The 22,863-nt window shown below is 62.1% G+C and carries 28 protein-coding genes, 1 tRNA gene and 1 pseudogene; 13 read left to right on the forward strand and 17 right to left on the reverse strand.

The genetic code is table 11. The features are described 5' to 3' along the window. Positions 1-45 precede the first annotated feature (45 nt). The 8 genes from B7Z66_10725 to B7Z66_10760 form a co-directional block, all read right to left on the reverse strand. Positions 46-1,536: a reductase gene (locus B7Z66_10725; GenBank protein OYV75924.1), complete on the reverse strand. Its 1,491-nt coding sequence runs from the start codon at positions 1,534-1,536 to the stop codon at positions 46-48. A gap of 42 nt (positions 1,537-1,578) precedes the next feature. Further along, positions 1,579-2,319: a nitrate reductase gene (locus B7Z66_10730; GenBank protein OYV75925.1), complete on the reverse strand. Its 741-nt coding sequence runs from the start codon at positions 2,317-2,319 to the stop codon at positions 1,579-1,581. 72 nt (positions 2,320-2,391) lie between these two features. Then, positions 2,392-2,724: a sulfurtransferase TusE gene (locus tag B7Z66_10735; GenBank protein OYV75926.1), complete on the reverse strand. Its 333-nt coding sequence runs from the start codon at positions 2,722-2,724 to the stop codon at positions 2,392-2,394. A gap of 57 nt (positions 2,725-2,781) precedes the next feature. Beyond that, complete coding sequence (locus tag B7Z66_10740) at positions 2,782-3,090, reverse strand: sulfurtransferase TusB (GenBank protein OYV75927.1); 309 nt, start codon at positions 3,088-3,090, stop codon at positions 2,782-2,784. Positions 3,091-3,102: 12 nt separating this feature from the next. After that, positions 3,103-3,501 (reverse strand): sulfurtransferase TusC, encoded by a 399-nt coding sequence (locus B7Z66_10745; GenBank protein OYV75928.1) that lies wholly within the window; start codon positions 3,499-3,501, stop codon positions 3,103-3,105. Between the two features lie 90 nt (positions 3,502-3,591). After that, positions 3,592-3,984, reverse strand: coding sequence for a sulfurtransferase TusD (locus B7Z66_10750; GenBank protein ID OYV75929.1), 393 nt, complete (start codon positions 3,982-3,984; stop codon positions 3,592-3,594). Between the two features lie 128 nt (positions 3,985-4,112). Continuing rightward, positions 4,113-5,192 carry a dissimilatory-type sulfite reductase subunit beta gene (locus B7Z66_10755; protein OYV75930.1) on the reverse strand — a complete coding sequence of 360 codons (1,080 nt, stop codon included), beginning with the start codon at positions 5,190-5,192 and terminating at the stop codon, positions 4,113-4,115. 110 nt (positions 5,193-5,302) lie between these two features. Continuing rightward, a complete protein-coding gene (locus tag B7Z66_10760; GenBank protein ID OYV75931.1) occupies positions 5,303-6,571 on the reverse strand; it encodes a dissimilatory-type sulfite reductase subunit alpha in 1,269 nt (422 codons plus the stop codon). A 537-nt stretch (positions 6,572-7,108) separates the two neighbouring features. Here B7Z66_10760 and B7Z66_10765 point away from each other — a divergent pair. The 5 genes from B7Z66_10765 (at position 7,109) to B7Z66_10785 (ending at position 9,697) form a co-directional block, all read left to right on the forward strand. Further along, positions 7,109-8,065, forward strand: coding sequence for a taurine catabolism dioxygenase TauD (locus tag B7Z66_10765; GenBank protein OYV75932.1), 957 nt, complete (start codon positions 7,109-7,111; stop codon positions 8,063-8,065). Next, positions 8,053-8,247 (forward strand): sulfur relay protein DsrC, encoded by a 195-nt coding sequence (locus B7Z66_10770; GenBank protein ID OYV75933.1) that lies wholly within the window; start codon positions 8,053-8,055, stop codon positions 8,245-8,247. The genes B7Z66_10765 and B7Z66_10770 overlap by 13 nt, the downstream gene beginning before the upstream one ends. 14 nt (positions 8,248-8,261) lie before the next feature. Next, positions 8,262-8,960, forward strand: a complete 699-nt coding sequence (locus B7Z66_10775) for a type I-MYXAN CRISPR-associated protein Cas6/Cmx6 (protein ID OYV75934.1) — start codon at positions 8,262-8,264, stop codon at positions 8,958-8,960. A gap of 75 nt (positions 8,961-9,035) precedes the next feature. Next, the gene (locus tag B7Z66_10780) at positions 9,036-9,377 is read left to right on the forward strand and encodes a sulfur relay protein DsrC (GenBank protein OYV75935.1); all 342 of its coding nucleotides are present in this window, start codon (positions 9,036-9,038) and stop codon (positions 9,375-9,377) included. Between the two features lie 116 nt (positions 9,378-9,493). Beyond that, positions 9,494-9,697, forward strand: coding sequence for a hypothetical protein (locus B7Z66_10785; protein ID OYV75936.1), 204 nt, complete (start codon positions 9,494-9,496; stop codon positions 9,695-9,697). A 228-nt stretch (positions 9,698-9,925) separates the two neighbouring features. On the opposite strand, the gene B7Z66_10790 is transcribed toward B7Z66_10785, so the two are convergent. After that, on the reverse strand, positions 9,926-10,597 hold the full coding sequence (locus tag B7Z66_10790; GenBank protein OYV75983.1) for a Fe2+-dependent dioxygenase: 672 nt from the start codon (positions 10,595-10,597) through the stop codon (positions 9,926-9,928). 117 nt (positions 10,598-10,714) lie between these two features. On the opposite strand from B7Z66_10790, the gene B7Z66_10795 reads away from it, so the two are divergent. Next, positions 10,715-11,050, forward strand: coding sequence for a hypothetical protein (locus tag B7Z66_10795; protein ID OYV75937.1), 336 nt, complete (start codon positions 10,715-10,717; stop codon positions 11,048-11,050). Positions 11,051-11,075: 25 nt separating this feature from the next. On the opposite strand, the gene B7Z66_10800 is transcribed toward B7Z66_10795, so the two are convergent. The 3 genes and pseudogenes from B7Z66_10800 to B7Z66_10810 form a co-directional block, all read right to left on the reverse strand. Continuing rightward, positions 11,076-11,492, reverse strand: coding sequence for a hypothetical protein (locus B7Z66_10800; protein OYV75938.1), 417 nt, complete (start codon positions 11,490-11,492; stop codon positions 11,076-11,078). Then, positions 11,489-11,917 (reverse strand): hypothetical protein, encoded by a 429-nt coding sequence (locus B7Z66_10805; protein ID OYV75939.1) that lies wholly within the window; start codon positions 11,915-11,917, stop codon positions 11,489-11,491. Before B7Z66_10805 ends, B7Z66_10800 begins: the two co-directional genes overlap by 4 nt. A 636-nt stretch (positions 11,918-12,553) precedes the next feature. Continuing rightward, positions 12,554-13,579, reverse strand: a pseudogene (locus tag B7Z66_10810) (hypothetical protein). A 173-nt stretch (positions 13,580-13,752) separates the two neighbouring features. Between B7Z66_10810 and B7Z66_10815 the strand changes: the two are divergent. After that, on the forward strand, positions 13,753-14,307 hold the full coding sequence (locus B7Z66_10815; GenBank protein ID OYV75940.1) for a hypothetical protein: 555 nt from the start codon (positions 13,753-13,755) through the stop codon (positions 14,305-14,307). A 131-nt stretch (positions 14,308-14,438) separates the two neighbouring features. Here the strand turns inward: B7Z66_10815 and B7Z66_10820 are convergent, their stop codons facing one another. The 3 genes from B7Z66_10820 to B7Z66_10830 form a co-directional block, all read right to left on the reverse strand. After that, positions 14,439-14,636 carry a hypothetical protein gene (locus B7Z66_10820; protein OYV75941.1) on the reverse strand — a complete coding sequence of 66 codons (198 nt, stop codon included), beginning with the start codon at positions 14,634-14,636 and terminating at the stop codon, positions 14,439-14,441. A gap of 63 nt (positions 14,637-14,699) precedes the next feature. Continuing rightward, positions 14,700-15,824 carry an anthranilate phosphoribosyltransferase gene (locus tag B7Z66_10825; GenBank protein ID OYV75942.1) on the reverse strand — a complete coding sequence of 375 codons (1,125 nt, stop codon included), beginning with the start codon at positions 15,822-15,824 and terminating at the stop codon, positions 14,700-14,702. A 158-nt stretch (positions 15,825-15,982) separates the two neighbouring features. Beyond that, positions 15,983-16,258, reverse strand: coding sequence for a selenoprotein W-related protein (locus B7Z66_10830; GenBank protein OYV75943.1), 276 nt, complete (start codon positions 16,256-16,258; stop codon positions 15,983-15,985). A gap of 219 nt (positions 16,259-16,477) precedes the next feature. On the opposite strand from B7Z66_10830, the gene B7Z66_10835 reads away from it, so the two are divergent. The 5 genes from B7Z66_10835 to B7Z66_10855 all read left to right on the forward strand — a co-directional run bounded on the left by B7Z66_10835 (position 16,478) and on the right by B7Z66_10855 (position 20,028). Next, the gene (locus B7Z66_10835) at positions 16,478-16,915 is read left to right on the forward strand and encodes a hypothetical protein (GenBank protein ID OYV75944.1); all 438 of its coding nucleotides are present in this window, start codon (positions 16,478-16,480) and stop codon (positions 16,913-16,915) included. 44 nt (positions 16,916-16,959) lie between these two features. Next, entirely contained in the window at positions 16,960-18,090 is a 1,131-nt protein-coding gene (locus B7Z66_10840; protein ID OYV75945.1) for a hypothetical protein, read from the forward strand. Between the two features lie 101 nt (positions 18,091-18,191). Further along, a complete protein-coding gene (locus B7Z66_10845) occupies positions 18,192-18,731 on the forward strand; it encodes a hypothetical protein (protein OYV75946.1) in 540 nt (179 codons plus the stop codon). 410 nt (positions 18,732-19,141) lie between these two features. Continuing rightward, entirely contained in the window at positions 19,142-19,441 is a 300-nt protein-coding gene (locus B7Z66_10850; GenBank protein ID OYV75947.1) for a glutaredoxin 3, read from the forward strand. Continuing rightward, a complete protein-coding gene (locus tag B7Z66_10855; GenBank protein OYV75948.1) occupies positions 19,441-20,028 on the forward strand; it encodes a hypothetical protein in 588 nt (195 codons plus the stop codon). The genes B7Z66_10850 and B7Z66_10855 overlap by 1 nt, the downstream gene beginning before the upstream one ends. A gap of 113 nt (positions 20,029-20,141) precedes the next feature. On the opposite strand, the gene B7Z66_10860 is transcribed toward B7Z66_10855, so the two are convergent. Continuing rightward, positions 20,142-20,813, reverse strand: coding sequence for a BAX inhibitor protein (locus tag B7Z66_10860; GenBank protein ID OYV75949.1), 672 nt, complete (start codon positions 20,811-20,813; stop codon positions 20,142-20,144). Between the two features lie 163 nt (positions 20,814-20,976). On the opposite strand from B7Z66_10860, the gene B7Z66_10865 reads away from it, so the two are divergent. Continuing rightward, positions 20,977-21,064: transfer RNA gene (locus B7Z66_10865), tRNA-Ser, on the forward strand. Between the two features lie 260 nt (positions 21,065-21,324). Here B7Z66_10865 and B7Z66_10870 read toward each other — a convergent pair. Further along, complete coding sequence (locus tag B7Z66_10870) at positions 21,325-22,758, reverse strand: hypothetical protein (GenBank protein OYV75950.1); 1,434 nt, start codon at positions 22,756-22,758, stop codon at positions 21,325-21,327. Between the last annotated feature and the right edge of the window lie 105 nt (positions 22,759-22,863).

Raw genomic sequence — 22,863 nt, forward strand, 5'->3', positions numbered from 1 at the left:
TCAGCTTTCGAATTCGCGAAGCCGCTCGCGGGCGGCCGATACCGGTTACTGTTTGGGTCCCATTACGAGGGCATCGCCTACCAGCTGATGCACCGCGATAATTTGATCCATGGTGAAGCCGTAGTAGGGCAGCACCTTGGAGAATTGACTCTTGCAGATAGCGCAGATAGCCGCCATGTGTGTAACCCCATGTTCCTGGACTACGTGCTTGAGTGCCTGCATCCGTGGGAGGGCGCCCTTTACGCGGACCTCCATGAGATCGTCGGTAAGAAGGCCGCCCCCACCTCCGCAGCAGAACGTGCCTTCACCAATGGTGTCGGCGTCCATGTCGTGGAAGTTGTTGCAAACCGCTTTGATGATTTCCCTCGGGATGACGAACTGCCCGCCTGGCATGTCTCCCATACGTGAGCCGCGCGCGACATTGCAGGAATCATGGAAGGTTACGACGCGGTGATCGTTCGCGGACTTGTCCAGGGTCAGGGCACCGCGCTTGATCAGATCGTAGGTGAACTCGCAGATGTGCTGCGGCGCAGGATAACGCGGATCCAGGAAATCGAACGGTCCGATTAAAGTGTTCCAGAAACTATAGGCGACGCGCCACGCGTGCCCGCACTCGCCGACGATGATGCGCTTGACCCCCAAATCCAGGGCCGCCTCGCGGATGCGCATGGCGACCCGTTTCATGTTGTCGTAGTCGCCGATGAAAATACCGAAGTTGGCTGCTTCGGAGGCGTAGGAACTCAGGGTCCAGCTGATACCGGCCTGGTGAAATACCTTCGCATACCCTATGAGCCCGTCGACATGGGGCTCGGCAAAGAAATCCGCGGAGGGCGTGATCAACAGCACCTCGGCGCCTTTCTCATCCAGGGGGAAGCGCACGTCGATCCCCGTGTCTTCCTTTACCTCTTCTTCAAGTCCTTCAAGGGTGTCTTTCAGCGCCGGTTCGGGTAACCCAAGGTTGTTGCCAATCACGAATACCTTGCTGATGATCTCGTTGCTGTATTTCTGACCCTTTCCGACGCAGGCGAGGATTTCACGCCCGGCCATGGTGATCTCCGCAGTGTCGATGCCGTAGGGGCAGTACACGGAACAGCGCCGGCACTCGGAACACTGGTGGTAGTAGCTGTACCAGTCGTCCAGGACTTCCTCCGTGAGATCCACAGCACCCACGAGCTTCGGGAAATATTTCCCGGCGACGGTAAAGTAGCGCCGGTAGACCTTGCGCAACAGGTCCTGACGGGCGACGGGCATATTCTTGGGGTCGGAGGTCCCCAGGTAGTAATGGCACTTGTCGGTGCACGCCCCGCACTTTACGCAGGAATCCAGAAAGACGGGTAGGGATCGGTATTTGGTGAGGAGCTCGCCCATCTTGTCGATGGCGACCTCCTTCCAATTGTCTACCAGCCCGCCCGGGAAACCGAGGGCCTCCTGGTGTTTGGGCGCGGCCATGTACGGCTTGCTATGTTTCATCACCCCTTCCTGAAGGAGGGGGATGACCGGGTATTCCGTTATTTCAGGGGTCTGAAAGTTAGCCACGTTCCGTTTCCTCAGCACACCACCGTCATCGGATGAGCCCGCTCAGTTGCCCGAAGTGGGGCTCGCGTCCGTGGCCCACGGGGTCACATGGCGCTTCTCGCGCGGATTGTCCACTTGGTTCCGGGTCGGACTGAAAAACAGGCCCGGCACGTGCAGCAGCTTGCTGAACGGGAACACGATCATCAGCGCGAGTACCAGGCTGAGGTGGATAATCAGCATCGGGTCCGGGGGCAGGGGCTGCCAGTCCAGGTATAGCAGTCCCAGCACGAACGCCTTAAGTCCGACAATGTCGGTGTGAAAGAAATAGGTCATCAGCAGGCCACTGCCGGCGATCGCCACCAGTAGCGCCAACATCAGATGGTCCGAGGGGGAACTGATGTAACGCACTCGGTCCACCAAAAAACGCCGCGCCCAAAGCCCGGCAAGTCCGAACAGCATTCCAAATGCCGCGTACTTCCCAAACGGCTGAATCAGGGCCACCCACCACCAGACGGGCTGGGTGAAATAACGCAGGTGCCGCAACAAGATCAGGAGCAGGGAGAAGTGAAAAATCCATCCGAACAGCCAGATCCACTTGTTTGACTTGAACAAGCTGGTGAAAAGTACCACTTCACCACCGATGCGCAAAACGACACCGCGGCGGGTGGTCGGGGCCGGCGTGGTTGGGATCTTCAGTGGCGCAGGTGTGCGTGCGTACTGAACGATCTTAGACCCAACGCCGACCACCAGCAGCCCAGCTGCCAGATAAAACAAAAGGGCGTAAAAAATACTCAGAAACCCCATGTTTCTGACCCCTCCCGTCCCGGTTGAATGGGATAGATAGCAGGGGGGGCTTCCCCCCCTGCCGCGTCTATGTCAGACGCAACCCGTGGGCTTCGGCAACCCGGCGTATTTGCATGCTTGCTTCGCAGGGCCATAGGGAAACAGCTCGTAGAGGTACTTACTGTTGCCTTTGTCAGGGCCGAGTTTTTTGCCAATCGCCTTGGTCAGAACCCGCACCGCTGGGGCAATCTGGTACTCTTCGTAGTACTCGCGGAGGAAGTTGATGACCTCCCAGTGATTGTCACTGAGATCGCATCCATCGTCAGAAGCCATCTTGGCGCCGACTTCCGGGGCCCATTCGTTCAGGTTGGAGAGGTAACCCTCTTCATCGGTTTCCAGCGTTTTTCCATTCACTTCGATCGTCATATCCGCTACTCCTTGTAGTATACCGTTGGGTTCGTTACGTCCTGCCCCGAATCCTGCTTAGAGCCAGGACTGGACGTTGTCGTGGCTGGTTACGAGATCGACGAACCCGCCATAGTCTACGACAGAGACGCCGTCGATCACCTGTTCATCCGTCATCCCGCGAGCGTGGACGTCGGGACCCAGGACGTAGATGGAGAAGTCCTGGGCAGCGTCCTTGACTTTGTCGGCGACCACCGACCCTTTGAGGGCGGCATAGACCCCGTCTTCGAGAAGGAGAATCGCGCTTCCCTTGACGGCATGACTCAGGCATGAGTCCAGCGTGCGTCGCTCGAAGGGGGACTTGTTTACCGTATGCAGCATCGTCATGGCTCTAGCCCCTTAGAACGTGAGGATCACTTCCTGTTGGTCCATGAGGTCGCGGAGTTCTTCGCGGCCCATCACTTGCACTGGAACAACCAGATCGTCTTCGGTCAGTCCGCGGGTCCACAGGGATTCTTTTTCGACATAGAGTTTCTCGACGTCATAACCTTCCAAGGCACGGAAGGTCGGCGAAAAATTCTTCATGCCGATGCCCTTGGTATCCTGCCCTTTCTTGAGCTGATAAACCCCGTCATCGATGAAGACGAGGCTCACGTCCTGTTCGAAAGCGGCCGCGATCAGCACCACTTCCAGGGATTCGAGAGCGTAGATGGTCCCGTAGGGGGCGCGGCGATTGACGTACATGAATTTCTTCACGGCCGGCTCTTTCTCCTGCTGTTCCCAAGGTTCAGTTGGCATGGGTGTGGACATGGGTGATCCATCCTCCTCGAAATATTCTATTTTTCTTGTGCTTTTAGCCTGGTGCTCCAGGCGTACACGGTGTATTGCCTAATCACCGAACACCACCAAGCGGTCCGACTGTACCCCGGCCTCGATCAACTGCCCCAATCCGGAGATACGGAATCCGTCCGCAAGGTTCGAACCGCTTTTGCCGTGGCGTTTCGCCTCGCTGTCGTCCAACACGCCGCGGCGTTGGGCTGCGGCAATGCAGATGACCAAGTCTACGTCGTGCTCTGCCGCGAGATCGGACCACCGCTTGGTGATATTCCGATCGTCCTGAGGTGGGACTCCGAGCCGGGAACCGTTGTTGACCCCGTCATGATAGAAAAATACCCGGTAGATCTCATGCCCCTTTTCCAAAGCAGCCTTAGTGAACTGGTACGCGGTGTCAGAGGCCTGATGCTGATACGGACCTTCATTGACCAAGATGCCTAGCTTCATGAAACCAGCCTCTCACTATCATTAGATCGTCATCGTCGCCGGAACCGGTTGGACCATCCACAGTGGTTGCGTCACGACGACCCGCCCGCATCATACCGGGCGGGTGGCGTTTCCGTCCCTGACGTGGATCAAAACCGGATATGGGTAGACGCGTTCAGACTGTTACGGGCACCCCGCCAGTTGTCTACATGGTACTTGGTGAATGGCAGTCCGGTGAGTTCGAAGAACCGCGGCCAGCCGATCCGCTCGATCCAGTCGTTGATCCGCTCCCAGTCCTTGGCATCCTTTTTGTAGGTCTGGAGGATCCGCTTGACGATGGCCGTGGCTTCGGGCCAACGGGGCGGATTGTTGGGAATACCGGCGGCCACCAACTTCTGAAAGCTGGGAGCGCTGCGTGCGTTGGAATGATTGCCGCCCACCCAGATGGCCAGCTTGCTGTTCTCGGGGTCATTGATCTGCATGGGCGGGCAGGGCGGGTAGCACGCGCCGCAGCAAATGCATTTCTTTTCGTCCACTTCCAGGGACGGCTTTCCATCCACCAGGGCAGGCCGGATAGCCGCCACCGGGCAGCGGGCCACCACCGAGGGACGCTCGCAGATGTTGGAAACCTGGCTGTGGTTGATCTTGGGCGGCTTGGTGTGCTGGATATTGATGGCGATGTCGCCCTGCCCGCCGCAGTTGATTTGGCAGCACGAGGTTGTCATATGCACGCGGTTGGGCATGTCGCAGTTGCGGAACTCGTCGATGAGTTCGTCCATCATCGCCTTGACGACACCAGAAGCATCGGTGGCGGGGATGTCGCAGTGCAGCCATCCCTGGGTGTGGGACATCATTGCCACGGAGTTCTTGGTTCCGCCGACGATAAAGCCGGCTTCCTCCAGTGCCTGTTTGAGCGGCTCCACCTTGGAAGTATCCGAAACCATGTACTCGATGTTGCTGCGGATGGTGAACCGGACATAGCCGTCCGCGTACTTCTCGCCGATCTCACAAAGTTTACGCAGAGTAAAAACGTCCAGAATGCGCTGGGTACCGGCGCGGATGGTCCAGATTTCGTCCCCGCTGTAGGCTACGTGGCGCAGAACACCCGGCCCAGGGTGCTCGTGGTATTTCCACCGGCCGAAGTTCTTGCGCATCACCGGGTGCATGTACTGGAACCCGTCCGGGCATCCCGATTCGATGGGGGTACGCATCTGCGGTTGCTGTGCCATTCTAATCTCCCACGGTCAAGCAAGTTGTGGTAACGGGCGTTCCAAATCCGGTCGCCGCTTCCGAACAAGTAAGGCCACCCTGGCAGTGATGGTCACCGCCAGGGCCAGGATCACGCGCCAACTGCCTTCTGCTTCTCCTCGGCCTTGCGGCGGAACCACTTCTCCGCTTCCTCGTCCCAGCCGTCCATGCGCACGTAGGAACTCTTGCGCGGGTGAGAGACCATGTTGGGGTCGACTTCGAGGCCGACGCCTTCGAGGAAGTTCACCAGACCAATGCGGTCGATCATCTCGCCGCAACGCTCGTGCTCCAGGCCGTTTTCGGCCCAGAAGTCGATGGTGTTCTCGGCGATCTCGACGATGCGCTGATAATCCTCGTCCGTATCCATCTTCATGAACGGTACGATCACGGTTCCCATCATGTCGCCGATCTTCAGCGTGCGCTTGCCGCCCAGCAGGATGCTGACGCCCTTGTCGTCGCCGGGATGCAGCGCCTTGGGCATGACGTTCAGGCAATGCATGCACTTTACACAGTTGCGGTCGTCAACGGTCAGCGTGTCGTCGTTATTAAGGGTCATGCAGTTGGTGGGGCAGCGGGTGGTGACGTTGTCGATCACGTACTGGCGGCCCTTCTTGGCGACGAATGCCTTCACTTCGTCCTGGTCGACCTTCATGTTATCCCGCCACGTGCCAATGATCGCGAAGTCGGAACGCTCGATGGCGTTCATGCAGTCGTTGGGGCAACCGGAGACCTTGAACTTGAACTTGTACGGCAGGGCGGGGCGATGGATGTCGTCGGTAAAGCGGGTCAGCAGGGTGCGATGGATCCGGTGTTCGTTGCAGTTGGACATCTCGCAGCGCGCCGCGCCGACGCAGGACATCCCGGTACGCACGCATGGACCGGCGCCGCCCAGGTCGAATCCATAGTCATTGATTTCGTCGAAGAAGTGTTGAACATTCTCGCTGTTGGCCCCGATGAACATGATGTTCCCGGTCTGGCCGTGGAAAGTTACCAGGCCGGAACCCCACTTCTCCCAGCTGTCCGCGAGCTGGCGCAGGATGCCGGTGCTGTAGAAGTTACCCGCCGGCGGCTGCACCCGTAGGGTATGAAATTCCTTGGACTCCGGGAACTGCTTGCCGACCTCGGAGAAGCGCGGAATGATCCCGCCGCCGTAGCCAAACACGCTGATCGTACCGCCCTTCCAGTAGCCCTTGCGGGTCTCGTAGGAATGTTCAAGCTGGCCCAGGAGGTCATTGGCCATTCCGCGGATACGCCCGTCGTCATGCTGATCGCGGAGGCGCTTGATGCCGGAAACGAAGCTGGGCCACGGACCGGTCTCCAGTTCGTCCAATATCGGGGTTACGTGGGTGTCTTTAGCCATGGCGGTCTCCTTGTTGGCGATTGTCTGTTACCCGGCGTACTGGCCGAACAAAAACAATTCGATCCGGATCGGTTGGAAGTGGGATGATGACCGTTTCATTATTTGGAGTAGCGCTGCCATCGCGGCGTGCACCCGAGGCAAGTCCTGTAAGCCGGTCACAAGTGTTGTTACTCGCATGATCAGGAAAGTTTAAATTGTGCGCAGCCCCACCGAACACCCTACCAAATTGGGTGCCTGGATCTGGTCGTTCTACCCCTAACGGGATATGGCGTTCAGGCTAGCCACTTGCCCCAGCGACCGGCAAGGTTCCAAAGGGCTGCGTTTCTTATGTAAAAACAGCGCCTTGCTTGATGTCTGCGTAACCGTTTATTCCCCGTCGCCGCGGTCGTAGCCAGCCTTGTTTCCGATCGCGGGCTATGGACCTTTTCTTAGCGGCTCAGTGTATTACAATTTGTGCCCTTGGAACCATGATGGCGCCGGTCACTAGCGGGCACAATCAGACTCATTCATTAATTAAAGTTATAGATTTTAATAGAGATGCAAATAATTAAATATAAAGATAAAATTGATTCTCCTTTCTGCCTGGACGCGGAACATGCCTATCTGCGCTGGCGGGAGTGGAAATTGGCCGACTACCCGCGGGACGCGGCGCAGCTTATGGTTCCGCTGGCACGGGCGGACCAACTCACTGCGGGCGAGCGGGATGGAATCCTCGCCCGCTGTCGCAAGACCGGAATGGTGATCTACGCCCTCGCTTCAGGAGACATCGCGGACAAGGGGCTGGTCCGGCGCCTCGGCCAAGCGTTCGGGCTCGAGCGCCTGGACGGCAACCTGTGCGCGGACCACGACGGCATCTCGTCCGTGCAGATCATGGAGGCGGGTCGGCACCGGGACTACATTCCGTATACTGACCGGCGTTTGAACTGGCATACGGACGGCTATTACAACGCGCCGGACCGTCAGATCAGAGCGGTCCTGATGCACTGCGTGATGAATGCGGAGGGCGGTGGAGAGAACGGGCTGCTGGACCATGAGATGGTATATCTGCACCTGCGCGATACGAACCCACTCCATGTGGAAGCGTTGATGCAGCCCGACGCTATGACCATCCCCGCCAATGTGGAGAATGGACGCGAACTGCGCCCGGCACAAACCGGCCCCGTGTTCTCGATCGACCCTGGCACCGGCGCCCTCCATATGCGCTACACGGCCCGCAGCCGGAGTATCGCGTGGAAGAAGGACCGCGCCACCCAGGCGGCAGCGGCGGCGCTTGCGGAACTGGTGGCGGATGGCGCGCCCTTTGTGTTTCGCTACCGGCTTGCCCCGGGACAGGGGATCCTGTGCAACAATGTACTGCACTGCCGCACCGCGTTCCGGGACGATGCGGCGGCGGGCCATCAGCGTTTGTTGTACCGGGCGCGGTTCTACGAGCGCATCCGCGGGACTGGGCCGGCGGAGTGTGTGATGACGGAGGAGCGGACATGCTCTGGGTGAGTGAAATCCTGCTGCAGAACCATGATCTCGGTTCATTCACGGAACTTGTGGGGCTGGTACAGCAACGGGCGCGGGACGGGGAGGTATTCCTGAGCATGGACGTCAAGCCGCCTTTCACGGACACGCCTGAGGACTGGGAAGACCGGCTGGAATCGGCATTTTCCGCCGCGCTGCGCGGATAAACACCGAGGTCCGAATGTATTGGGACGATGATAACAAGCGCGCCGCGCCCTACGTACCGCCCGACGATATTGTCGATCTGGCCTTCGCCATATCATGCCGGTGTCTGCCCCTGGACCATGCCTATGCGCTGTCCCAGGCCTTGCGCGAAGTGCTTCCCTGGTTGGTCGAAGATCCCGGCGCCGGGGTGCACCTGATCCACGGCGCCGAATCGGGCAACGGCTGGTATCGTCCACAGGACGCCGAGAACGAATTGCTCTACCTCTCACGCCGCACGCGCCTGACCCTGCGGGTGCCCAAGGGCCGGCTGGAGGCGGCGCGCGCGCTCGAGGGCAGGACCCTGGACCTGGACGGCTATGCGCTCGAAGTAGGTAGCGGGACCCTGCGCCCCCTGAGCACGCTGCCGACGCTCTTTGCCCGGTATGTGGTGGCGCGTGAGGATCACGACGAACAACAGTTTCTGGAGAGCGCGATGGCGTGGCTCAAGGAACTGGATATCTCGGCGCGCAAGATGCTCTCGGGAAGGGCCCACCCGATCCACACACCGGATGGCGAGCTGTTTACGCGCAGTCTGATGGTGGCGGAGCTGGATCCAGAACAGTCCGTCCGGCTCCAGCAGACCGGGGTCGGACCCGGGCGTGCCATTGGCTGTGGCCTGTTCATCGCCCACAAGGGGATCGCGGCAGTAGGCAGCGGGCCGGAGAGCCGCGGGTAACAAATTCATCTTCATCAACCGTGCGCCGGATGCTGCGATCCGGCCACCACCGTCAACGACGATACGGAGGAGAAAATGGCACTGGAGGTAGGTGGAAAAACCCTGGAAACCACGGCCACCGGTTACCTGGTAAATCAGGACGAGTGGACCGAGGAACTGGCCCATGTGGTCGCGGCTGAGGAAGGCATCGAGCTCACGGACCGGCACTGGGACGTGATCAATTACCTGCGTGATCAGTTTTTCAACCACAGCGAGACCCAGCCCAATACCCGCACCATGGTCAAAGACATGCAGGAAATCTGGGAGGGGGAGCGGGTGGACGCCAAGACCCTGTATAGCCTGTTCCCGAAGGATCCCAGTAAGCAGGGTGGACGCATCGCGGGCCTGCCGGAGAGCCGGCGCAAGGGCGGTTATTGATGGTTGCCTAGCCCGATCTGGGTATGGAGCTCATGGGACAGCTATGTTAGCGTCCGAGAACGAATTTGCCGCCCTGACGGCCCTGATCCACGTTTATTTTCCGGAGGAAAGGCAACATGAGTCAGAAGCAGGAATTAATCCAAAAAATGCTGAAAATGCAGCATAAATTCTCCGCCTACGAGCAGGAGAACGGGGTCAATCCGGAGGAGTTCTACGCCGCTCCCGAGGGGCATCCGCTGCATGGCTATCGGGAGGAATACAACCGGCTCGCGCTCGAACTGCTGGAGCTGGCCCACGCCGAGGCGGGTTCCCACCGCTGAGGTCGGTTCCAAGCCGGTCGCAAGACCACAGGGCCGTCGTCCGCGCTGACGCGGCCCTGTTTTTTTTACCCACGGCATGGGCGTCGAATCAGGACTAGAACCGGATCTCAAGAGCGCGGATCCGGCGTTCAGGCACGGCGCGCAGGCTACAACAACAAGTAGTGAGCACCGTAGCAGGGTTCGCAACGCCGCACGCGCGGCCGAGATGCATTTTGAGGTGGGTCCTACTCAAGTCTCGGCCCACATCCGGACCAAGTTCACGTAGACCCGGCCAATACGCGCGGTCTCCGGCGCGTCCGGGGCGTCCTGCAGGAGCCGTTCCCGCGCCAAGTGCAGATCGTAGAGCAACTCGCGTTTCGCCGGCTCACGCACCAGGCTCTGAACCCAGGTCACTGCCGCCAGCCGCGCGCCGGAGGTGACTTCGGTTACCCGGTGGAGGCTTGAGGCCGGATACAGTATTGCGTCTCCCGCGGGCAGTTTCACCGACTGATCGCCGAACTCGGTGCGCACCACCAATTCACCGCCGTCATAAACTTCGGGCGCGCTGAGGAAGAGGGTTACCGCAATGTCGGCGCGGTAGCGCGGGCCGGGCCCCATGACCGGATCGTCGACGTGTTCCCCGTAGCCCATGCCCTGTCCGTAGCGCGCGTAAAACGGGGTCGCGACCCGGTGGGGGAGCGCGGCACTTTTGTAGGTCGGGTGGTTTACCAGGGCGGTCATGACGATCCCGTTCAGCTGTTCGACCTGCCGGGCGTGCGGGGAGAGTTCCTGATTGCGCTTGACCCGCTGGGCAGCAGCGCCTGCCGACAAACGCCCATCGACGAACTCGGCCCCGGCGAGAAGCGTGTTGACCTCGTCGATCTGGGTGGCAGTCAAGACGGCGGGGATGCGTAGCAACATGGCCCTGAACTCCCCATGCGGCGCCATGGGTGGCCCGTCCGGGTAGACGAGACAGCGCCGGACGGTTTATCGTGCCCCGACAACCGAAAACCACCCGCCGGACGGAGGGCGAGCGGCATGCAACTCAACGTGTTTCTGGACGATCAATCCTACCCGATCGACGTGCCCCAGTACATCCTCGACGAAGGGCGCGACTTCTTCGACAGGATGGATCACGACATGGATCATGGGTGGCAGATGAGCCGTCAGTGGGTGGACAATCCGGATCGGGTCCGGCGCTGCCAGATCGTGGCCGACCGCCTCCTTACCGCCCTGCACACGGGCCAAGAGGGGACGCTGATGCTGATGGCCGGCTACATTCTGACCCGGATGCCGGGGATCACGGGCGTGCAGATCGATACCACCGGCGACATGCTGGCCACCGAAATGTTGATGGAGCAGCCCGACGTTTGATGTTACCGGTGACGCCACCGGCGGGTCACGGTTCGGCCGCGGCCCGGCTCAGGGTCTGCCGGAGGGCCGGTTCCTCGATCGGGAAGTAATGGATGGCATAGAAGTCGAAGCGCTGTCGCAGACGGGCCAAGTGCGGCGCGTCGGCGCGGTCCGCCAGGACGATCAGCCGGGTGCCGGGCGCACTGCTCTGGATCCCCGCTATCAGCGACTCCAGTGTGCTGATCCGGAAACTGTAGACCGGGCCGTAGACAAATTCCGCAACGATCACTTCAGGATTCAAGGTGCGCAGCATCGCGAGGGCCTCGCGCATGGAGCGGGCGGTCGCGGGGGCGAACCCGGCCGCGCGGTAGAGTGGGCCGAGATCGGGGAACCCGCCGGATGCCATGACGGATAGCAGGGGCCGGCCGGACACCCCGGGCACGACCCCGCAGGGGTCTTTCACAGATCCTTCGCCATGCGTGTGTGGGGAATGAGACCGAACAGGGTGTGGGCAGTGGCAACCGCGGCGTAGCCGTGGGCCGCGTAGAAACCTGCGGCGCTCTCCCGGGCATCCAGTATGATGCGCCGCGCGCTGCCGGCGCGGGCATGCCCTTCCAGGGACTGGAGCAGGAGGCGGCCGACCCCGCCGCCGCGTTGCGCCTCCTCCACGGCCATGAACCGGATCTGAGCTTCATCCCTGGAGTTGAAATGCAGCCGACCCACGCCTAGCAGGGTGGCGCCGCGGCAGGCCATGAGGTGGATGCTCTCCGTCTCCAGTGCGTCCCGTTCCGTGCCGGGAGGCTGATCCCAGGGCTGACGCAGGACGCGCCAGCGCAGATCGTAGTAGCGCCGGAATTCCTCGCCGGTGCGTGGAATGATGATCTGCATCGTGGTACAGCCGTGCCGGCGCGCGCGCAGCGCTCAGGCAAAGACCACCCAGGTGGTGGCGATATATTTGACCCCACGCTGCAGGGTGACGCCGCGGTGCTCGTGGGTCCAGAACGGCGGGAACACGATCAGCTTACCCTCCTCGGGGCGTACTTGTGTTTGTTGGTACAGAAATTCGGTCTCTCCGCCCGGGCCTTCCACGTCGTTCAGGTACCAGATCACTACCAGTTGACGGTGGCTGAATTCATGACTGCCGCCGTCGATATGCCAGTGGTAATGCTCGCCCGGGCGGGTGCGCTGGATGCCGTATCCCATGTCCTTGAACGGCCCTTTGAAGAACGGGAAGCTTGCGCGGAATTCCCGCACCACCTTTCCGAGGGACTGAAAGAGGGCGCGGTCGATATCTTTCCAGTGTTCCTTGCCGCTGACCACCAGGTCGGTGTCCTCCAGCCAGATGGTCTCGAACGCCCGGGCCCGGTGCCCGTGGTCGGCGTAGCCCCGGCGCTCCAGCGCAGCCCGCCTTCGAGCCTCAGGCGATGCCGAGCTTCTCGGCTCCCGCCGGCGAGGCGGACGCGCCGGCGCCGTCCACGCAGGAGGTCCTCGCGCGCCTGGGCAAGCCCGCGCCCGCGCCGCGAGGATCAAGGTTTCCATGGCGGCGGCGCAATCCTTGGGATCCTGCCGGTAGAGTTGCAGCATCTGCACGGCCATCGAACGCCAGTGGGTGACGCCGGCGCTAATCGCCGTGTTCAAGGGATCCAGGTCCCGGTTTTCGATCCACTGGTGGTAGGCGTCTACAAGGCCCGGGAACAGTTCCTTGCGCATCCCCGTCAGGTTGGCGAAGTAGAAATGCAGGGATGCTGGATCCAGCACCTTCAGCAGGGTCGGAAGCGTAGACAAGCAGTCCGCCAACAGGTCACGCACCGCGCGCGCCACGATCTCCACCCGGGAGCGGGGCAGGGTGGCGAGCAGCGCTTCCCAATCCGTGCCCAGTTCATGACCCACCATGACCTCCCCGGCTTCGTGCAGGATCAGGGTTTCCACCTCGTTGCCGGTCATCGCCTCCAGGGCGCCGTCCGGGTCCCGTTCAAAGTCGTAGTATGCGATCGCCCGGCCCATGGGATTGTCGCGGCGGCTCCAGCGCCATTCCTCCACCTTCTCCCAGATCAGGCGGCGCAAGGACTCGCGCCGCACGAAGATCGTATCCTGCAGGCTCATGGCCGGCGGCGCGCTCAGGTCGCGGGCGTATTCGCGGGCGGAGATCAGCACCGTGAAGCCGTTGTAGCGCTCCCGGCGTTCGAGATGCGCCAGAAAAAAATGTGGCTTCGCGCGGCGCCCGATGCCGCCGCTGTAGACCAATCCGCGCGGGATCACCGCGGCGTTGATCGCAGCGGTATCGAAAGGATCGTAGCGCTGTCCGTTCACCGGCACCGGTTCAAACGGTGCGTCTTCCAGCTGTTCCCACAACTGTTCGCGCGCCGTGAGCCAGTCCCCCACCGCACGTTTCGGTAGCGTGGCGCGAAACGAGTGCCCCTGCTCCCAGCGGTAGTATTCACGCATCCTGAGAAGATAGACGCACAAGGTATCGTCACCGGCATGCCGGGCATCCGAAATATGGCAGTTCCGCTGGACCGCGCTGCGCAAGGTTTCCAATTCGGGATCCATGACGATCCAGAGCTCCATGGGAATAGGGGCCGGTCACGGTTGGCGGATCGGGGAAATTCCCGAGTAGAATACTATGTTTTGATGCTAACACGATCCCGCGATCCCCGCCAAGCGCGGCGCAACCCCGGTATACTCACCGGATTCGGGATTAAGAGCACGGGAGGAACGGGACGGTGCGTGTCAAGAGCCGTTGGAACAAGACCGACAAACCCCATACACCGGATGAAATTGCCAGCGCACTCGCCTTCATCCTTTGGCGCATCGCCACCAACGGGCTGTTGGAGTTGGAGAACGAAGGTTTCCAGACCGATACCCAACTGCAGCGGCTCACTGCGATCGCGGAATTCATGGCCTTCCTGGTCCATGTGTCGGACCGGCTCGCCGCTACGCAGATGGGCGACTCGGAGCGCGCGCAGTTTGTCAACGGACTGGGCCGTTACGTAGCCGATACCGTTTCCGACAATATCGCGGATGTGCTGGGGGAAGGGGATTACCGGGCGTCGTTCATCGACACCTTGAACGAGCGTATGGGGGAATACGCGGACTACGGATTCAGCGCAAGCGATGGTCCGGACTTTGGGTTTCTACGCCAGTTCGGCCAGCGGGTAACCGCGACCATGGGACCCAGGGACAGCCGCTGGATCCTGGAACAGATCATGGAGGTGGAAGCCCCGGAATCCGTGCAGACCCTCAGAAAGGCGATGTGGAACCTGTTTTCCTGGACCTGACTGGGCGCAGGGCGCGGTACGCGGCGCTGCCGTACGTAGGGCGGGAGGGAGAGCCCCCAGGATCATGACGCCGTACGGGCGGGAACAAGGCCTGGTAGGACCTGTTCCCGCCATCCTGACGGCCTAGCCGGCTACTTCTTGAGCCAGGGACTGAAGTTGTCCGCCTTCTGTACGAGCCCGTCTTCGTAACCCGCGTCGTAGGCCGCGTTGACCCGCTGCTCTTCGCGCTTGGGATTGTGCAGATAGCCGCCTTCCCAGCCGTGGATATACTCCGGGTCTACCCCCGCCTTCTCCATCTTGGTGATCGCCTCGTAGTACGCCTGGTTCATGGATCAGTCCTCACTGGTTGGTCATACACGTTCGTGTCCATAGCGCCTCGTGCACTTCGGTGTTCAGGCCTGGAACCGGGCCAGCGCTGCGCCGGAGTCGAGGGCCCCGCGGACCGTCGCGGCGGCCTCCGGCAGGGAAGCGTAGCGCCCAATGTGGGTCAGGCAGATCGCCGCGGAATACACGAGACTGTCGCGGGTCGGCCCGGGGTGCCCGTGCAAGGCCTCGATCCCGGCGGCGGCCGCCGCCGTTGCCACCGCGCCGCGATCGAATTCGAGAGCCACGCCGTCGCCGGATTCACCGGCGGCCGGCACGCTCTGCGGCAACGGCACCGCGCGGGTCGGTTGCACGATGCCCAGGGTGGTTGGGTCCACCAGGATCTGTTGTTCCGTACCGCGCTCGCGATAGGAGAAGACCTTGGCCGGTTGCTGTAGCGAGGGGATGACACCGCCCTCCACGCCACGGATGATCATCGCGGAGTCGAAACCCGCGTGGCGTGCCAGCAGCGCATAGACCCGCGGATAGGCCTTGTGGACGTAGCCGGTCATCAGGTGGGTACGCCGGCGCGCACGCAGGGGACCGATCAATACCTCGACGGTGGTGAGGCAGGGCCGTTTGACGATCAGGTTGCGCAACCGCGTGAGTGCGTGCAGCGGGGGGCAGAACAGGCGCTGATCCACGTAGGCCCACCCCTGCGCCGGGTCGCCGAGGCGCTGGGCGGCCTGGGCGGCGCTAAGGTTCACCTGCAGACCCGCCGCCGCCAACACCGCGCTGTGACTCACGCCGTACTTGGGACCGACGGATTCCGCCCCGTGCGACACCGCTGGCACGCCGCAGGCGGCCAGCACGCAGGGCAGGAACGGGGAGGCGGGGAGGGTACGGGTATAGCCGTCGTAGGGATCTGCCACATCCACCAATTCGTCCACCGGGGCCACCGTAGCACCGGTGACGTCGATCAAGGCCTGCAGGACACCCTGATTCTCCTCATCGGTCTCACGCTTCATCCGCAACGCGATGAAAAACACCGCGGCCTGAATCGGGTCGATCTTGTCGTCCAGGATCAACCGCATCACCCGGCGGGCCTCGTCGTAGGAGAGGTCTTTGCTCAACTCCGGCCCGGTGGCGATCTTCTGGATGCAGGAACGGACTGCGTCCTGCGCCTCCGGGTCGAGCACGTTGGGTGCCAGCATGGATTTACCTTTAATCCTGTACCACAGTGTTCTTGGGAGACAATCATCCCGAAACGGGCCTAGAACCCGCCCGGGTCAGTATAGGGAGCCACCCTCTAGGCCTGAATATCCCCATGGGGAGGGTTCGGGACCCGGCAGGAACTGCGGATGAGCCCCCTTCAACGTCCTTTGTGGCCCAATTCACGGCCCGGGGCGATCCGGTCGCGGACCATCTGTTTGAGTTGTTTGGACTCGGGGAATTCGTGGGTGGCGCGGCGCGAGTGCAGAATCTCGCCGTCGAGGCGAATCTCGAACGCGCCCCCGGTGCCGGGGATCAGGCTGACCTCGCCAAGTTCCGTGTCGAAGGTCATGAGCAGCTCCTGTGCCATCCAGGCGGCGCGCAGGACGAAACGGCACTGGGTGCAATATTCGATTTCCAGGCGGGGTGCGGGCATGGTGGATGTCCTCGGGCCGTCGTTCTGTGGCCCTAATGGCCTGGCCTTTCGGGGACTGGGCCTCTAGCCTAGCGGCTTCGAAGTCGCGGCGCAATTACCATGTCGCACGGTCCGCGAGGTACGCACGGGGGTCGGTGCGCGGTAATATAGGGCCTTGCCCAGTGCGCGGGACCGTGGGCGTCGTGTCCACCCCGCCGCCGGGCCATCAGGAGGCAGGCTATGCCGAACGAGGCGGAGGAGATTGATCTGGCCAGCGGGATCGCGGCCTTCGAGAGCAAACAATTCTCGAGGGCGATCCAGTTGTTATCACCCGTGGCGGAGCAGGGTAATGCGGATGCCCAGCATCGGCTCGGGATCATGTATCAGAACGGTCTCGGGGGGGTGCGCAACGAGGCGCTGGCGGTTAAATGGATGCACGCCGCGGCGGAGCAGGGCCATGCCCTGGCATGCCACGGCATGGGTTTCATGTATCTACAGGGCGATTGTGTGGACCGCGACGGCAGTCAGGCCGTGGCTTGGTTCGAACGCGCAGCGAAGCAGGGTCTCGCCGGATCGCAGACCACGCTCGCCATGATGTACGCCGAAGGCAATGGCGTGGAAAAGGATCCGGTGGAGGCGAAAAAATGGTATCGGATGGCGGGCTTTGATCCGGAGTAATCGCCTAGGCACGGTGATCCGCTGCCCCAAGTTCAGGTTGTCCAATGGAACTTTCCAGCGAAGACGTCCTGCGGTTGAAGGTTCTGTTGGCGAACCAGCTGCAGGCGGTACGCATCGACGAATCCTCAATGAGCGTCCATGGCCTGTCAGGCGATCGGGAGGCCGTGGTCAAGCTCAATCCGGCAGGCCGGGACGAAGACTACCTGCGCTTGGTCCGCGAGTTGCTTTCACTCCATGTGTTGGGCAGCCCGGGCGGCTACCCGGTGTACATCCAGCGCTGGACCCGCATGGGCCAGGCCCGGGACCAGAGCCTGGAGCGTTTGTTGCTGCTGGGAGAGCCCGAAGCCGTGGTGGCGGTGGTCCACGCATCCGGGCTGACCAATGAACTGGCGCGCCGCGCGTGGTGGACCATGCCGATCAGTGTCAACGCGCGGCGCATGCTGGAGCGTGACTGCGTGGCGCGGGGTACCATGGGGCCGATCCTCGCGGAGGCCCTGGTGGAATATCTGCCCTTCGAGGAAGAACCCGAAGCGATCATCGAGACGGTGCGTCTGGTGTTGCAGCCCGGCCTGATCAGTGGCGACCGGCGCCGGCAGCTCTGGGCCAAGGGCGCCCACCGGAACGTCTACTACGTGGGATTCCTACAGACGGTACCCGATGCCCTCCCCGGGGCCTACGCGCCCAGCCCGGTATTCGAGGCCCTGCACCGGCCTCTGGCGGACCTGTCCGAGGACGGAAATCCATTCGCCGCCCAACTCCACCGGTGTCTCGACGCACCCGGTCAGGGCTTCCTGCAGACCGCAGAGGCGGTGCTACGCCGCCCCGTGGATCAGGATGTGGTGGTGGTGGTATTCGAAGCCATCGCCGCGTATTTTTCCGCGGTGGCGCCGACAGGTCCGGCCATGACGGATATGCAAGAGGCTGTAGGGGAGGCGGAGGCCGTCTGTGCGCCTTCCCGTTCCACGGCGCCCGCCGCGCTTGGCGCCATTCTGGAACGCGTACCGGCAGCGCGCGCACAGGTAGTTGCGTTACGGGCACTATCCCGGGTTGGTGAGCCGATGCTGCGTCCCATCTTCGCGCGCACCACTGCCACCGGTTCGTTGATGCGCCGCAAACTGGAACCGCTCACCGGTCCGATGTTCCAACAATTCGCGCGACTGCGCGGGCGAGTGTAGTGTTCCACGGTTGGAGACCAGTTCAGGGTTCCCCAAAAGTCTTTGGCCTAGACGCGGTACCCAGGCAATGGCTTTCGCCATTGGCAAGGTAGCGGAGGACGATGACCACTCTGCGTTTGTGCAAAGTCCTTCTTACCTTGGTGGTCAAGGTGCCTCACAGCGTGATGGACCGTCATCTTCCGGCGTCGCCGGAGGTGGTCGGAGAGGAGTTGGCACGCCAGGTTCACGCCTATGTCCAACGCCAGGATCTGGGCTACTATCCGGCGCTGGAATTCCTCCAGAAGCAAGAGGCGGTGGATAGCGACCTGCTCGCGGCCGCCGATACCATCGCTTGGTTTGTTTCCGGTGCCGCACGCGAAGAAGTGCGGCGCAAGCTACGCCCGGTGTTCTCCAACGTCACGTTCCAATCCGTTCAGTCCCTGGCGTTCACGCTACCGGGCGTGCGTCCCGGCAATCTCAACGCCTTGCGCGATCTCGCCGAACACTATGCCCTGGACACCGTCAAACTGACCATCACCGTGTCGTCCTTTCAGACCCGGGACGATCCGGAGGCCACCCGCAAATGGGCACGGCACCTGCTCTGGCGCTGGCTGAGGGATTCCTTCGACAGCCTCGAGGTTACCAGCGCCCAGTTGATTTAGCCCGCACGAATAATCCGGCCTACCCGGGCTGGGGGCGCTTTCCGAGCACGTGACACCGATCCTACTACGTATGTCCAGGGAGCAGTTGTTGCGACGCGGCGCCCGTGATCGCACGATGAATCCGAGCGCCCCTATGTTCCTATTGACAGGCCTACTCGGGTCGGGAGTCGACGCAGAGAAGCCGATTCGGTAAACTGTCAGCACCGCATCAGGTGCGAATCGGCGAGGCTTTTGGGGTTCCCGAAGCGGTGTCATGGGTCCGCTGGAGCTTGGCCGCGCCATATAACTATAGGCTGAAGAAGAACAGGTGGTCGGTTCGTCGATACCGAAAGGCACGACACCGAATACCACGAGTGGTGCTGGGGCATTGCTTACCGGCCCCACATTTTACGCAGGGGTCGTTCACGACCATGAAGATTGTCATGTACTGCTCTGGCGACTGCGCGTACTGCTCCCGTGCAGAGCGCCTGCTTGTATCCAAAGGCGTGGAGATCCACAAGATCCGCGTCGATGAATTCCCGGAGCGGCGCGCGGAGATGACCCGCCTGACCGGGCGAAACACGGTACCCCAAATCTTCATCGGCACGCGTCATGTGGGCGGTTTCGACGACCTGGTCGAACTGGATATCGACGGAGAACTGGATGAGCTGCTGGGACCCCTGACCCAGGCGCAACCGGGCAGCCCCGTGCCCGACCCCGGGAGCCGCTAGTGGCGCGACCTGATGGGTTGCTGATGGGCCTCGAGGTCCGGGTGCATGATTGGGTGATGGGCCGTCATCTGCCGGTCCCGCCCGGCACCGTCGGCACGGCCCTGGCCCGTTTGGTAGCAGAAGTGGAACGCCGTGAACTCCTGCGTTATTTCCCCGCCCTGGAGTATTTCACCGGGCACCTGGGGATCGATCCCAGCCTGCTGGAGTGTGCGCATGCCATTGGCTGGCTAGCCGCGGAGCTGGCCCGGGTAGAGCTTCGCCAGCGGCTGGCTACCGTAAGCGCCGGGTTGGACTTCCTCCTGGTGCGAAGCATGGCGTTTACCCAGCCCCGCGTGCGTCCCGGCGACGACGATGCTGAACAGACCTTGGCGCGGCACTACACGCCGGACCGGCTGCGGATCGATATTCAGCTTGATCTGGGTCAGCCGGCGACGGAGGAAGATGCCGCGGCCATCGACTACGAGGTCCGGCACCGGTGTTGCCGGCGTTTCGCGGACCTGGAAGTTACCTATTGCACGCCCGTATCCGGCCGCCAGGACCCTGGGCCCGGATTTACCCGCCTGCCGCGCGCGCGCAAGGCGCGATAAGCGGGTCCGTTCCGCGGCCTGTGACGTGGCCGGAATAGCGGGTAAACACAAAAAAGAGGCCCCGCCGGGGCGGGGCCTCTTTAGGATACGCCCGATGACGTAAGCGCTCTGCGCTAGCGGTTGTTCCCGCTGAAAGCCGCGAGTAGCTGCAACAGGCTCAGGAACAGGTTGTAGATGGCGACGTATAGGGAAATGGTCGCCATGATGTAATTGGTCTCGCCCCCATGCACCAGCAGGCTGGTCTGGTAGAGGATATAGCCCCCCATCAGCAGCACGAACATTGCGGATACCGCCAGGGACAAGGCCGGAATGGCGAACAGCATCGCCGCTAGACCAGCCAGGAACGCCACCAGGATTCCCATCATCACGAACCCTGCGATGAAGCTGAAGTCCTTGCGGCTGATCAGGGCGTACGCCGACAGCCCCAGGAATATCGCGCCGGTCCCGCCCAGGGCGTTCATCACGATCTGGCCGCCGTTAGGTAGACTCAGATAGAGGCTGATCACCGGTCCCAGGGTGTAGCCCATGAATCCGGTCAGGGCAAACACCGACACCAACCCCCACGCGCTGTTGCGCAGGGCGCTGGTGAGATAGAGCAGCCCGAAATAGCCCAGGAGCACCACCCACCAGGTAACGGGCGCCGCGTGACTGACCACCGCCCAACCCGCCATGGCCGCGCTGAACAGCAGCGTCAGTGACAGCAGCAGGTAGGTGCTGCGTATGACCTTGTTGACTGCCAGGCCACGGCCCGCAGTCTGGGTAATCGTATCTGGATAGGGTCTCATGGTGTACGGCGCCTCCCGATTCGACAGCGACGGCCGAGCCGTCCCGATGCCACGTTAGAGCGCAAGCGCGCTGTAGGGTTCCAGGATAGCACGCCGGCCTTGTAGGGGGAAAATGGACCCGCTGGTGGGCAGTGTACCGGGCTTTCCGCTATGCTTCCCGGCCGGAGAGGTGGCTGAGCGGTCGAAAGCGGCGGTCTTGAAAACCGCTGACCCGCGAGGGTCCGGGGGTTCGAATCCCTCCCTCTCCGCCAATTATCTCCCAGGCATTGAAGGCCATGTAGCCCTTGGCCCTTTCAGTACCTATACGTATCCGACTGGTACACCGCGGAGGTACACCGGATGTCGGATATGAGCCTGCAAAACCATCTGCTTAGACGTCACTCGACCTACTATTTCCGCGCCAAGATCCCTGTGGATCTCCACTTTCTTCGCCCCCGCGGGTCGAGGGATGACAAACTTGATCCTTGGAGGCGCCTGCCAAGCCGATGATCCTTCCTCTACCTGGCGCGTCTCACCCTCGACGCGTGCTTCGGGAGCACGCTGACCGCTTGCTGGCGTGTGACGCGCAGACCTCGTCGTAGATCGCCTCGAGCTCTGTGACCAGCTGGCGGTTGTCGAACTCGGACTCCATCTTCTGCCGCGCCGCTCCCGCGAGGCGTTGTCGGAGGGCCTCGTCCGTGAGCACCTCCCGGAGCCGCTCGCCCATACCCTGCCAGTCTCGCTCGGTCACGAGGTAACCTGTCACGCCATCGTCGATGCTCTCGGGGATGCCACCGTGCAGGGTCCCGATCGGTACCGTGCCCGAAGCGGCCGCCTCTTTGACGACGATGAGTCCCGACTCGCGATTGCCATCACCGGCCACAACGCTCGGCGCCAGCAGCACTTTGGTCTGGGCGAGAATTTCAGCCACACGCTCATTGGTCTGCCCCCCGACGAACTCGACGCGTGCGGCGATCCCCAGCTCCTGACACAGCGACATCAGGCTCCGCTTGCGTTCCCCGTGCCCGACCACCACCAGCCGGGGCTTATCGTCCATCACGTGACAGGCGTGTGCAAATGCCCGGAGGCCATACTCGAAGCCCTTTTTTTCGACGAGGCGCCCTACCATGGCGACCAGTGGCTCCGAACGCTCAGCCCTGAACGCAAATCGCTCGAGATCCACTCCGAGCCGGTGAACGCGCAGCCGATCGGGCGGGACACCAAGGTCCAGCAACAGGCGTTCGAGCTCCTTCGAGGCGCAGATCCCCAGGGTCAGCTGTCGAAGCATGGCGCGGCTGGCGAGAGCGTAGGGCAGGTGGACCGGTAGAAAGCGGCGCGGGCTCGACAGCAAGGGGACGTCGTAGCCGTGAAACGTCACCACCAGCGGCAGCGAGTGCACGCACGCGAAGTTCTGGGCGTAGGCGCCGGCCGGGCCAAAGTGAGCATGAACCAGATCGAACCGACGCCGCTCGAAGGTACGATCGAAGTGGCGACTGCGACCGCGTACCACGTAGGCCGGTTTGGCGACGTGCACACGAGGAAACGGAAACCGGGGCGCGTTGAACCTGCGCCAGGCGAAGACATCCGCCTCGTAACGCTGGTAGTGCCGTAGTTGCTCATAGACGAAGACCTGTGAGCTCGGCAGGAAGTTCGTGCAAAACACCGCGACGCGCCTGGCATACGCCGTGCGGGCGTCTGGGTCATTCATCTCGGCACCGTGGATCACTGGCATACCGCAGCAGCGTGCAAAACGTGCGCAATCGCGGCGCGCGCCCGGGCATCCATGCTGCCTGCCGGGCGGCAACCCAAACTGGCGCTGGGCAAGCGTAACCCTGACGCGATAGGCTCCGATCCTTCTCCCACGCCGCCCCCCGGGGCAAGCGACGGAGCCCCATTCCGCCATGTCATGAAACTCTGCTCCTAAGCCACCAGCTTTCAGGGAAACAATCAGGCCGTGGCTATCCACGGGCTCCGTACGGGCTTAATCAGACGACGCCAGCGCAGGAGCGTGAAATATGCACGTATTTGCCCCCACGTTTGACTACGCGGCTGCGGAGTCGTTCACGGTGTC

Source organism: Chromatiales bacterium 21-64-14 (assembly GCA_002255365.1).
Taxonomy (GTDB): Bacteria; Pseudomonadota; Gammaproteobacteria; order 21-64-14; family 21-64-14; genus 21-64-14.